This window comes from Austwickia chelonae NBRC 105200 (assembly GCF_000298175.1).
Classification (GTDB): domain Bacteria; phylum Actinomycetota; class Actinomycetes; order Actinomycetales; family Dermatophilaceae; genus Austwickia; species Austwickia chelonae.
Map to the genome: position 1 here is coordinate 1 of NZ_BAGZ01000027.1, position 12,523 is coordinate 12,523.

The window sequence follows — 12,523 nt, forward strand, 5'->3', positions numbered from 1 at the left end:
GCGGCCGGCCCGCTCGCCGGCGCCGCGAAGACCGCAGCGGCCGCGCGCACAGCGAAAGCCGCCCCGGCCCGGCCGGCACGGACAGCAGCCGAAGAACCCCCGGAATACGTCGAAGAAGCCCCGGCACCCGTCGGACCCCGACCGCCCCGAATCGCCGCGGAACCGGAAGAAAACACCGTCCCGGCCGACCCCGAACCCCCCGCGACACCGAAGAAGAAGAGACGACCGCTCGTCCGCGCCCTGAGCTGGGTCGGCGGCACAGCCCTGCTGCTGGTCATCACCCTCGTGGGATATCTCGGATTCCAATACGTGCGCCTCGACCAGGGGATCAACAGGTCTAAGGCCATCGAGGAACTCCACCCCGGTGAAAAAGGACTCAGCACCGACACGAACATCCTGATCATGGGCCTGGACAGCCGCCTGAACCTCAAAGGCCAACCACTGTCCAAGGACATCTACGACGCGATGCACACCGGGAACTCCACCATCGGCGGCATGAACACCAATGTGTTGATGCTGATGCACATCCCGGCCGACGGACGGCCCGCCTCCATCATCCAGATACCCCGCGACAACTTCGTCGACTTCCCCGGATGCCCGTACAAGAAATGTGACGGGAAGATCAAGGAAGCCTACGACGTGGCCTTCGAAGGGCGCACCGCCGAGCTGAAGACGTCGAAGATGTCCGACGAGGAGAAACACACCGAGGCACGCGAAGCCGGTCGCAAACAGGAGATCAAGACCGTCGAGGCCTTCCTCGGCAACGGCCTGCGCATCCACCACTTCGTCGAGGTGACCATGGTCGCCTTCTACGAGATCGCCCAGGTGGTGCAGCCCGTGCAGGTCTGCCTGAGACATGACACCAAGGACCGGTACTCCGGCGCCGACTTCAAAGCCGGCAAACAGGAGATCGACGCCGAACAGTCCATCGCCTTCGTCCGCCAGCGTCGCGACGAACTCACCCGGACCGGTGATTTCACCGACCTCGACCGGGAACGCCGCCAACAGGCCTTCATGGCCTCGCTGGCCTACCAGCTGCGCCAGGCCGGCACCTTCGCCAATCCGAGCAAACTCAGCGGACTCATCGACGTCGCCAAACGGAATATCGCCGTGGACAGCGGGCTCAACGTCATGGACCTGTTGGGCAAGGCCACCCAGGTCACCGAAGGCAAGGTCGTCTTCTACACGCTGCCCGTCCAGGGCTTCTTCACCGACAAGTACGGCGGTGCCTCCAACAAGGTCGACCTCCCGGTCATCCAGGCCACCATCAAACAGCTGCTGGACACCGGGAAGAAACCCACCGCGGCAGCGACCTCCGCGCCGACGAGCAGCGCCCCCAAACCGACCGTCTCCATCTCCAACGGATCGGGCACCACCGGCCTGGCCGCGCAACTGATGACCGGTCTCGTCGGGAAGGGCTACCTGAAAGGGGAGGCCACCACCCAGGCCGTCCGGATCAAGACGGTCGTCGAATACGGGCCCGGCCAGGCCGCGGCAGCCAACGAACTCGCCACCCTGATCGGCAACGGTGCGGCCGTCGCCGAGAAAGCCGGGCTGGGATCGACCCAGATGCAGGTCATCCTGGGCGCCGGTTTCCGGATCCCGACGGGCCTGATCAGCACACCCGCCGCACCGGCCGCACCCCCCAAACCGGGAGCACCTGCGCCGTCACCGTCGACGACGGCCCTCGCACCGAGTACGGTCGGCAGCGGCGACAAGAAGGAAGACACCGCCCCCGGTACGCTGACCGCGCTGACCGGCGGCATCATCCCCTGCGTGAAATGAGTGAACGTGCCCAGTACCACCGCCCGGACGCGCATCGTCTACCAGGGTGAACCCGGCTGCAACGGCCATCTGGCCTGTACGGAGATGTACCCCGGCGGGCAGGCGGCACCCTGCGCCAGCTTCGAGGAGACCTTGGACGCGGTGGCCTCCGGGGACGCCGACCTGGCCATGATCCCGATCGACAACTCCCTGGCCGGGCGGGTCGCCGACATCCACAACCTGCTGCCCACGGCGGGCCTGCACATCGTCGGAGAACATTTCCTGCGGATCCGGTTCGAACTCCTAGGAGTTCCCGGCGCGACCGTCGAGGGCGCACGCACCGTCCACAGCCATATCCACGCCCTGGGACAGTGCCGTCGATTGATCGCCGAGTGGGGCCTGCGTCCGGTGATCGCGGGAGATACCGCGGGCTCGGCGCGAGAGGTCCGGGACTGGGGCGACCCGACGAAACTGTCGATCGCGCCGCGGGGTGCCGCCGAACTGTACGGCTTGGACGTGCTCCGCCGGGACGTCGAGGACGACCCCACGAATACGACCCGGTTCGTGGTCCTCGCCCGCGAGGGACGCCTGCCCGGGCGGGACGAACTCCAGGGGCCGACGATGACGAGCTTCGTCTTCCGGGTCCGTAACATCCCCTCGGCGCTGTACAAGGCCCTGGGCGGTTTCGCCACGAATGGCATCAACATGACCAAGCTGGAGAGCTACATGGTCGGCGACCAGTTCGCCGCCACGATGTTCCTCGTCGAGGTCGAAGGCCATCCGGAGGACCCGGCCCTGAGCCGGGCATTGGACGAACTGGGGTTCTTCACCACCGAATTCCGGATGCTGGGGGTTTATCCGGCGCACGCCCACCGCCGCAGGTCCGGGGCATCGACCGGCACCGTCGTCGACCGGAGCCGATGACCTCCCGGCAGAGCGCCTACGGCTGCACCCTGCCGTCGGCACCCTGCCGTCTGCGGTCAGTTCGCCACCGGCGTCGCCGGGTTGTACGCGCCGGGGAAGGCCCCCAACTCCCGCTGCAGCGTCGTCTCCCGCCGGGTCAACCGCAGGGCCAGGCGCAGCCGCGCATCGACATCCCTCGCCTCCAACAGACGTTGCCGGTCGTGCTGTTCCAACATCACGTGACGCATCGCCAGATGGGACAGCTCCGCCGACTCCATCGGAAGCTCGACCTCGTCCAACCCCAGGTCGTCCCGATAGTCCGAGACCGCCTCCCGCAGCCGCTGCGCCAGCACCGACACCAGTTCGGGGTCACGCACCCGGTCGGTCAACCAGGTCACATAACCCTTCAGGTACGGGGTGCGCGCACCCTCGTCGAAGCCGTCCAGGCGGAACCGTTGCATCCCCAATGCCCGCAACTGGTAGGCATTCCCCGATTCCTGCACATCCAGGATCCGGGCGGAACATCCCACCTGGTGCAACGACAGGGGCATCTCCTCCCCGTGGTCCTGACCCCATCGCACAGCCACCACCCCGAACTCCGAGCCGTCCCCGCGGGCCCGGCTGCGGAGCAGATCCCGTAGCAGCACGAGATGGCGACGCTCGGTGACTCGCACACTGAGTCGTTCACCGGGAACCACGACGGCCCCGAGCGGGAAGAGCGACAGGGCGGACATGGGCCCCAGCGTAAGACTCCGTCACGGATTCCGTCGCGGGCACGCGGGAAGTCTCCGCTCCGAAAAGTGCGCGGGCCTCCCGCGACCGGGCGTCCGACGGGCGCCTGGACGACGTCCACGGACGTCAGGGCGCGGCGGTGGGCAGTGCTCCTCGAGGGGTGGTTCCCGGCAGCGTCGGACGGGGGTCGGGAGCCGGCACCGCTGCCTCACGGTCGTGCCGGACGGGGCGGTCGCGCAGGTCGGGCGACCATCCCGGTGACGGCCTCCGGGTGGCACTGTACGACCAGCTGTCCGACGGCATCCTCGTCGAGCTGTACGACCAGGTGGACGACGAACGCCACGAGGAATAGCTGCTCGACCTGTCGGACGGCCAGGACTTCGAGCTGTAGTACGAATTGCGGGGGGAAGGCTTCGTCGACGAGGAACCCCGGTTCGACATGAAGGCCATGAACGCCAGACAGAGCACCAGCACCGCGGCCACCACGGCAGCGGTGATCTTGCGCCAACTGTACGGGCGGTCACCGATGACCTCACCGGTGTGGGCATTGATGTACACCGTGTAGGTGCGCCCGTTGTAGATGTACCCGGCCGTCCACACCGGCAGGAGCATCAACTTGAAGGTCACCTCCGAATAGGAGGTCCTCACCCAGGCGAGACGTTGCTCGTCGCCGCCGATGTCCGACCGGCAGTCCTCGGCGATCACCCCGGCCATCCGGTCCTTCGCCGTGGCCAGACCCTGTTCGGGTTCGACGTCGTAACGCAGGGTCCGTGACCCCGCCAGGTAGGCCTGACGGAAGGGTTGCGCCCCGTCGAGTTTCCACGGGGACAACTTCTCGATCTGTTTCGGCGACAGTTGCAGGCAGCCGATGACGAGGACGTCGTCGAAGTCACGCCACACCCGACCCGAGACCGAGGTCCAATGGGTGCGCCGCACCTGCCGGGTCTGCGACTTGCCGTCGCTGTCGGTGTAATGCTCGGTGACGTAGTAGTGGTCGCCGCGTTCACCGGTGTACGAGCTGCTCGTCTCGGCGTCGTACGTCCAGTGCGGTACGTAGGTGCCGTTGATCCGGTCCGCCGAATTGACCTTCTTGAAGGCATTCGGGGCGAACCACCGGGACTTCACCCAGGCACGGACCGAATCGACGGCTTGTTCCTTCGACAGGGTGAACGGGATGATGCCCTCGGGCACGATCTGTTCGGACGGGTCCTGGGCGAGGACGATCGGCGCATTGCAGAACGGGCAGGGCAGGGAGATGTCGGCCGTGGTCGTCGTCGCTGCACACCGCGGGCACGACACCGTGTGCGGCCCGGAGAAACCGCGAGCCTTGTCCGCGGAGTTCAGCCACTTCTCGTAGTCGTGCTCGTCGATGCTGCCGTCGTAGTGCTCGTCGGTGGGGACCTCTTGGGGGGTGCCGCAGTACGAGCACTGCATCGAGCCGCTTCCGGCCTGGTACTGGATCTGGGCGCCGCAGGCCTCACAGGGGTAGGTGTGCGCCGCCGGTGTCGTCGTCACTGGGGTGGGAGAGCAGGGGGCTGCATCGGATCACGCAGGTCGGCGACATCGCGGGCCGGGAGCCATCCCGCCATGCCTGCCTTCCAGACCAGGGTGTCCTGCGGGTACTGGCCGGAGGACAGTGCGCCCATCAGTTGGGTTTTGTCCATCGGGCCCAGCTGTTGTCCGTTCACCCCGGCGTACCACAGTTCGGGCTGCGGGAGCGGCGGCGGCGCAGCTGGGGGAGCGCCTTGGGCGGCCGTGTTGTGAGGCGGCGCGTCCTGCGGGGCGGACCCCTGGCCCGCTCCTGACCCGCCCTGCGTGCCAGGCTGCATCGCACCGGCCATGCCCATCCCCATTCCCATGCCCATACCGACGCCCATGCCCATGCCCATGCCGTCGCCCACAGTGCCGGACGGGTTCTCCGCGGCCTTCTCGATCGCGTCGGCGGTCTGCATCTTCATGTAGTTGTCGAGATTGCCCAGGGCACCCATCCGGGAGCGCGCGTCCAGGGCCTCCTCGACCTCCTTGGGCACGGAGATGTTCTCGATGAAGAACGACGGGATGTTGAAGCCGTACGGGCTGAGGTCCTCGGAGAGCACCGCGGCCACGGAGTTGCCGATCTCGGACTGCCTGGTCGCCAGGTCCAGTACGCCGACCCCGGCGGTGGTCAAGGCTTTCGACAGGCGGGCGACGATCATCTGACGGATGTGCTCGGAGGCCTTGTCCGTCTGGAAGTGCGGATCGGTGCCCACCAGTTCGCGGAGGAGTTTCGGCGGGTCCACCACTTGGAGGGCGTAACCGCCGAAGGCCCGCACCCGCACCGTCCCCAGGTCGGGGTCGCGCATGATGATCGGGTTCTGGGTGCCCCATTTCAGGTCGGTGAACCGGCGCATGTTCACGAAGTAGACCTCGGCGCGGAAAGGCGACTGGAAGCCGTACTTCCATCCCTTCAGGTCCGACAGGATCGGCAGGTTCTGGGTGGTGAGTTCGTACATGCCCGGGCCGAAGGCGTCGGCGATCTGGCCTTCGTTCACGAAGACCGCGGCCTGTGATTCCCGGACCGTCAGTTTGGCGCCGTTCTTGATCTCGTTGTCATTGCGGGGATAACGCCAGACGACGGTGTCCCGGCTGGAATCCAACCATTCGATGACGTCGATCAACTGGTTACGGATACCGTCGAACAGGCCCATGTCCGCTCCTCGTGGGTTTTCCGGCGTGCATCCTGGCCCGCCCGTACAGGGTCGATGGTAGTCGGGCCTTATCGGTGCCGACCGGGTGATGGTCGGAAACCGTGCTCGACGATCGGTGGGCTGGGTGCCGTGCTGGCCGGGGTTGTCGGGCCGCCGATCGGGGACACCGACCTCGACAAGGTCGAAGGCCTTTCACGCCAGTGGTACTCGATTGCAGGACGGCCGGTTCCGGTCGGGCGGGTACGACGTTCCGCCAATCCGCTGTCCGCCAGATACTCCAGATAGCGGCGCGCCGTCACCCGCGACACCCCCAAGGCCTGCGCCGTGTCCGCCGCCGTCCGGCCCTGGTCCGCCGCCCGCACCAAGTGCACCACCTGCCCCCAGATGTCCTCGGCCAGCCCCTTCGGCAGCGAAGCCTCCCGCCGCTGGTGCAGACCGGCCAGCAGCTGATCGACCTCACCCTGGGTGCTCACCCCCTGCCCGGTCGTCACCGACCGGTACTCCCGATAGGCCTGAAGACGCTCCGCCAACGAGGCGAAGACGAACGGTTTCAGCAGATAACCGACCACGCCCAGGGACACCGCCGCCCGCACCATCTCCACCTCACGGGCCGAGGTCACCGCCAGGACATCGGTCGGGACGCCCGCGGCCCGCATCGCCCGGACGATCGACAGCCCGTGCATATCCGGCAGGTGCAGGTCCAGCAACACCAGGTCGATCTGCGCCGATCGTAAGGTCGACAAGGCCTCCTGGCCCGTCCGCGCCACCCCGGCCACCACGAAACCCGGCACCCGTCGCACATAGGACGCATGGGCCACCGCCGCGACCGGCTCGTCCTCCACCACGAGGACCTGCAACATCTCCCCGGCGGGCACCACGACGGAGGTCATCCGGCCACCTCCCGGGCCATGACGTCTGCCTCGTCGTCCTGCCCGGACGAGACCACCGGCAGATGCACCGTCACCACGGCACCCGGCGGGTCACCGACCTCCACCCGGCCGGACCACCGGGCCACCACGTCACCCACCAGGGCCAACCCCAGGCCCCTTCCCGCCGCAGGGAATTCCCCGTCCCGTGGCTCCTTCGTCGACCATCCCCGGCGGAAAACCTTCGACACGTCCGCCGTCGGGATACCCGGCCCGTCGTCGGCGACCTCGATGACACAACAACCGTCCTCGACCCACGCGGCGAAGGTCACATGCCCCCGGTCGTCCTCGGCACGGCCGGGCCCCGGACAGGCCGCATCGATCGCATTGTCGATCAGATTGCCCGCCACCGTGACCAGATCCCTGGCCGGCAGCAGACCGGCCGCCAGATGGGTCGTCTCCTCCACGGTCAACTCCACTCCCCGTTCCGCGGCCTCGGCCGTCTTGCTCAGGATCAGCGCGCGCAGCGCCGGCTCCTCGAGGGTGCCGACCAGGGCGTGGCTGAGCAGTTCGGTGGTGGCCAGTTCGCCGAGGGCGAATCGGACGGCTTCCTCGCTGCGGCCGAGTTCGACCAGGGAGACGACGGTGTGCAGCCGGTTCGCGGATTCGTGGGCTTGGGCGTGCAGGGCGTCGCGCAGCGAACGGGTGGAGTCGAGTTCGCCGGTCAGCATTTCCAGTTGGGTGCGGTCGCGGAGGGTCGCGACGATGCCGAGGGCTTCGCCCTGGTGGTGGGCGGCGGCGGCGTTGACGACGACGGGTCGGCCCATCGCGGTGAACACGGTGTCGGTGCAGGGCCGGGCGCCGGTGAGGGCTTCGGTGAGGTCGACGTCCAGGCCGAGGGCGTCGACCGGGGTGCCGACGGCGTCCTCGGTCAGTCCGAGGAGGCGGACGGCTTCGTCGTTGGCGATGCGCAGGGTGCCGTCGGTGTGCACGAGGATCACTCCTTCGCGGACGGCGTGCAGGACGGCGTCGTAGTACTCGTACAGTTCGCGGAGTTGGCGGCTGCTCATGCCGTGGGTTTCCCGGCGTACCCGGTGGGCGATCAGGTGTGATCCGGCTCCGCCGAGGGTGGCGATCAGGAGGGCTCCGCCGAGGATGGTGGGCAGTTCGTGGCGGATGTCGTCGGCGACGGACACTTTGGCGATGCCGACGGAGACGAGGGCGACGACGGGGCCGTCGCTGGTCGAGTCGGCGCGGATGGGGACGATCGAGCGGAGGGAGGCGCCGAGCGTGCCGGTGTATTCCTCGGTGAAGGACCGTCCGGCGAGGGCTTCGTCCCGGTGTCCGAGGTATTCCTTGCCGATGCGGGTGGTGTCGGGGTGGGAGAGTCGTCGTCCTTCGGGGGTCATCACGACGATGAAGTCGCAGCCGGTGGCGGCGCGCCAGCGTTCGGCGAGGTCTTGGATGCGGGGTGAGGGGTCGTTCTCGCCGAGGGCGGCGTGGACTTCCGGGGAGGTGGCGATGATGCGGGCGATCCCGAGGGTGCGTACGGTCGCGGTGCGGTGGGCGTCGCCGGTGGCTTGCAGGTAGGACGAGGCGAGTCCGACGAGGACGGTGGTGGCGACGACGACGGCCTGTACTAGGAGGACGTGGGTGCCCAGGGCCCAGCTGCGGGGGTGCCGGTAGGAGGCGCGGTTCTCGGGATCGGTTTTGTTCGGAAATGGGTTTTTCCGAGGTGCCGTGGACAAGGTCTCTCTCCTTTCCGGGGGATTTTCATCGCCGGTAGCTGGGCTTTCTCGAGGGGACTTAGGCCCAGGGTTCACGAACAGAATGTACGAAACCGTGTTCGCGAGGAGGTGAGGACCTCAGGCTGAACACATGGACGCCTTGATCATCGGGCTCCAGCTCGGAATCGTCATCGCGTGTCTGTTGGTGGGCACCAAGTACGGCGGTATGGGACTGGGCCTCATCAGTGGATTCGGTTTACTCATTCTTGTTTTCGGCTTCCAGTTGAAGCCTGGTCATCCGCCTGTGGACGTGATGATGACGATCCTGGCGGTGATCGGGTGTGCTTCGGTGCTCCAGGCCGCCGGCGGGTTGGACGTCATGATGCGTTCGGCGGAGAAGCTCTTGCGGGCGCATCCCACGCAGATCACGGTGTTGGCGCCGTTGACCACCTGGTTCCTGACGCTGCTGTGCGGCACCGGCCACGTGGTGTACACGATGTTCCCGATCATCGAGGACATCGCCCTGGAGAAGAACATCCGCCCGGAGCGGCCGATGGCGGTGTCCTCCGTGGCCGCGCAGGTGGGGATCACGGCTTCCCCGGTGTCGGTGGCGACGGTCTCCTTGGCGGCGATCCTGGGCACGGTGCCTGGCGGTCCGCATTTCTCGATCCTGCAGATCCTGTCGGTGTCGATCCCGGCTTCTTTGCTGGGTGTGATCCTGGCGGCGTTGTGGAGTATGCGCCGGGGTAAGGATCTCGACGACGATCCGGAGTTCCAGGAGAAGATCGCCGATCCGGAGAAACGTGCCTACATCTACGGTCGGAACGACGAGTCGACCTTGTTGGACAAGGAACTGCCTCGGACGGCGTATTGGGCGACGTGGATCTTCTTCGGTGCGATCGCGGTGACCGTCCTCCTGGGTGCTTTCTCCGGTTTGCGGCCGTCCTTCTTGGACGCGAAGGGCAAACTGCAGCCGTTGTCGATGACGTTGACCATTCAGATCCTGATGTTGTTGGCCGGCGCGTTGATCCTGATCCTCTGCAAGGTGAAGTCGGTCGACATCCCGAACACCGGTGTCTTCAAGGCCGGGATGGTGGCGATCTTCTCGGTGTTCGGTGTGGCCTGGATGGCGGAGACCTTCTTCGGCGCGCACATCGTGGGTCTGCAGGCGGTGTTGACCGACATGGTCAAGGAGCAGCCCTGGAGCTTCGCGGTGGCTCTCTTCCTGGTCAGCAAATTGGTGAACAGCCAGGCGGCGGCCTTGGTGGCGATGGCTCCGATCGGGTTGAAGATCGGGGTCGACCCGGTCATGATGGTCGGTTTCTTCGGCGCTTCCTACGGTTACTTCTTCCTCCCGACCTATCCCAGCGATGTGGCCTGCATCGGTTTCGACCGGACGGGCACGACCCGGATCGGGAAGTACATCCTCAACCACAGCTTCATGATCCCGGGGTTCATCTGCGTGATCACGAGCGTCTTGGTGGGGACGGCGTTGGCCCGGTTGTTCCTGGGCTGAGTTCCTTCGCCGTCCGGCACGACGGGGGCGGGTGGTACCGGATCTCCGGTACCACCCACCCCCGTCGCGTTGATCTGCGTGTCAGAAGGTCTTTGCGTCGATGACGAAGCGGTAGCGCACGTCGGAGTTCACGACCCGTTCGTAGGCTTCGTTGATGTAGTCGGCGGCGATCTGTTCGATCTCGCAGACGATGTCGTGTTCGGCGCAGAAGTCCAGCATCTCCTGGGTCTCGGGCATCCCGCCGATACAGGAACCGGCCAGTGACTTGCGGGCGACGATCAGCGAGAAACCGGCGACCTCGAGCGGTTTGCTGGGTGCGCCCAGCTCGACGAGGGTGCCGTCGTAGCGCAGCAGGGCCAGGTAGTCGTCCATCGGTAAGTTCACCGAGACGGTGTTGATGATCAGGTCGAAGCTGCCGCGCAGGGCCTTCATGGCGTCCCGGTCTGTCGTCGAGACATAGTGTTTCGCACCGAAACGCAGCCCGTCGTCCTTCTTCGCCAGGCTGTGTGAGAGGACGGTGACCTCGGCGCCCATCGCGGCGGCGATCTTCACGCCGACGTGGCCCAGGCCGCCCATCCCGATGACGGCGACCTTCGTGCCCGGCCCGACTCCCCAATGCTTCAGCGGGCTGAACAGGGTGATCCCGGCGCACAGCAGCGGGGTCGCCGCGGCGAGACGGTCGCCGTGGAAGGCCTCGGGGATGCGGACGACGAAGCGTTCCTCGACGACGATGTGGGTCGAATAGCCGCCCTGGGTGATGTCGCCGTCGTAGCCTTTGCTGCCGTAGGTGCCGATATTGCCGTTCAGGCAGTACTGCTCCAATCCGTCCTCGCAGGCAGCGCATTCGCGGCAGGAGTCGACCATGCAGCCGACGCCGACGATGTCGCCGACCGTGAATTTCTCCACGTCGGAGCCCACGGCGGTGACGGTGCCGACGATCTCGTGGCCGGGAGCGAGCGGGTAACTCTGCGGGCCCCATTCGTCGCGGACGGTGTGGATGTCGGAATGGCAGATGCCGGCGTAGGTGATCTCGATCTGGACGTCGGTGGCGCGCACTTCGCGGCGGGTGAGGGTGATCTTCTCCAGCGGGGCGCCGGCGGCGGGGGCGGCATAAGCGGCGACATGCATCATGACGCATACATTAAGGGCCCGAAAGGGTGAATGCGACCTATCGGACCGCGAAAGTGGTTGACAGCAGCGAAAATCGACAAGCGGCACTCTCGAATCGCTTGAAGAACACGCAGATCCGCCGATTGAAGGGACGACCCAGCCGCAGTAGCCGAGTAGGTGGCCATGTCCCAAGAAAAGATCGTTCTCCCCGGTCAGCAGCTATCTTCTCCCTCCGCTGACGGGGGCGGAGGCACCGGACACAACTGGTTCAGCAGGCTCTCGCTCCGCGCCAAGATCCTCTCCGTAGGGGTCATCGGCGTACTCACCGCGCTGCTCCTCGGCGGAGTCAACATCTGGTCGCTCGGCAATGCGCAGGCCGCGAGCCAGGAGGTCGCCACGGCGAAGGACCTCTACGAGAAGGTCACCAACGTCCTGTGGAAGATCAGCGATGTCAACAACTACCAGAACGCCTACGCCCTCGACGCGCACATCGTCGGCGGGCCGAAAGCCGTCGACGCCACCTCCACGAACCGCAAGGAATTCGTCGGACGCTCCGAAGCGGTGAAGAAGATCCTCAACGGCGACATCGGAGCCCGCACCGAAGAAGGCCGACGCCTGTGGAAGAAGATCGGCGACGACTTCTCCGAGTACATGGCCCTCGACGACAAGGCCGTGGCCCAGTACAAGTCCGGGACCACCGCCGGAGTGGCCGCCGGTGACGACATCGTCATCACCCAGGAGAACGCCGTCCTCGACAAGGTCGCCAAGGACGGCGAAGACATGCAGAAGACAGCGGACAACCGGGTACAACGCGCCCTGAACGACCAGGAGAACAGCCGGGTCACCGCCCTGATCGTCAGCGCCATCACGATCCTGATCGGCATCGCCGGTATCGCCGTCGTCGCCTGGCTGACCTCACGGCTGGTCCTGCGCTCGGTCGCTTCGCTGCAACGCACCCTGCAGGCGATGGGCGACGGCGACCTGACCGTCGAACCGGAGATCCTCAGCGGCGACGAGATCGGCCGCATGGCACAGGCCGGTGAACGCACCCGCCGCTCCATGCAGGGCATCGTCTCCCAGGTCGCCGACGCCTCCCAGGCCGTGGCCGCAGCCTCCGAGGAACTCTCCGCAGTCTCCTCCCAGGTCGGTTCCAGCGCGGAACACTCATCCAGCCAGCTCGCCATCGTGACCAACTCCGCCGAGGACGTCTCCCGCAAT

Annotated in this window: 10 protein-coding genes; 4 read left to right on the plus strand and 6 right to left on the minus strand. The window is 66.5% G+C overall.

Annotated elements, in window-relative coordinates; genetic code table 11:
• A partial coding sequence (locus AUCHE_RS15245; protein WP_006504230.1) for an LCP family protein occupies window positions 1-1,785 on the plus strand: 1,785 nt, incomplete at its 5' end.
• A gap of 6 nt (window positions 1,786-1,791) precedes the next feature.
• A complete protein-coding gene (locus AUCHE_RS15250) occupies window positions 1,792-2,688 on the plus strand; it encodes a prephenate dehydratase (RefSeq protein WP_006504231.1) in 897 nt (298 codons plus the stop codon).
• A gap of 56 nt (window positions 2,689-2,744) precedes the next feature.
• On the opposite strand, the gene AUCHE_RS15255 is transcribed toward AUCHE_RS15250, so the two are convergent.
• From AUCHE_RS15255 to AUCHE_RS15275, 5 genes are all read right to left on the minus strand, one after another.
• On the minus strand, window positions 2,745-3,401 hold the full coding sequence (locus tag AUCHE_RS15255) for an LON peptidase substrate-binding domain-containing protein (protein WP_006504232.1): 657 nt from the start codon (window positions 3,399-3,401) through the stop codon (window positions 2,745-2,747).
• Between the two features lie 124 nt (window positions 3,402-3,525).
• On the minus strand, window positions 3,526-4,914 hold the full coding sequence (locus AUCHE_RS15260; protein WP_006504233.1) for a PepSY domain-containing protein: 1,389 nt from the start codon (window positions 4,912-4,914) through the stop codon (window positions 3,526-3,528).
• Entirely contained in the window at window positions 4,911-6,086 is a 1,176-nt protein-coding gene (locus tag AUCHE_RS15265; RefSeq protein ID WP_006504234.1) for an SPFH domain-containing protein, read from the minus strand. Before AUCHE_RS15265 ends, AUCHE_RS15260 begins: the two co-directional genes overlap by 4 nt.
• A gap of 68 nt (window positions 6,087-6,154) precedes the next feature.
• Complete coding sequence (locus AUCHE_RS15270) at window positions 6,155-6,976, minus strand: response regulator (protein WP_006504235.1); 822 nt, start codon at window positions 6,974-6,976, stop codon at window positions 6,155-6,157.
• Complete coding sequence (locus AUCHE_RS15275; RefSeq protein WP_006504236.1) at window positions 6,973-8,700, minus strand: sensor histidine kinase; 1,728 nt, start codon at window positions 8,698-8,700, stop codon at window positions 6,973-6,975. The genes AUCHE_RS15270 and AUCHE_RS15275 overlap by 4 nt, the downstream gene beginning before the upstream one ends.
• A gap of 130 nt (window positions 8,701-8,830) precedes the next feature.
• On the opposite strand from AUCHE_RS15275, the gene AUCHE_RS15280 reads away from it, so the two are divergent.
• Window positions 8,831-10,195 (plus strand): anaerobic C4-dicarboxylate transporter, encoded by a 1,365-nt coding sequence (locus tag AUCHE_RS15280; RefSeq protein WP_006504237.1) that lies wholly within the window; start codon window positions 8,831-8,833, stop codon window positions 10,193-10,195.
• Window positions 10,196-10,276: 81 nt separating this feature from the next.
• On the opposite strand, the gene AUCHE_RS15285 is transcribed toward AUCHE_RS15280, so the two are convergent.
• On the minus strand, window positions 10,277-11,326 hold the full coding sequence (locus AUCHE_RS15285) for an NAD(P)-dependent alcohol dehydrogenase (RefSeq protein ID WP_040322931.1): 1,050 nt from the start codon (window positions 11,324-11,326) through the stop codon (window positions 10,277-10,279).
• Window positions 11,327-11,488: 162 nt separating this feature from the next.
• Between AUCHE_RS15285 and AUCHE_RS15290 the strand changes: the two genes are divergently transcribed.
• Window positions 11,489-12,523: HAMP domain-containing protein (locus AUCHE_RS15290; protein ID WP_006504239.1), on the plus strand; the 1,035-nt coding region annotated here is incomplete at its 3' end.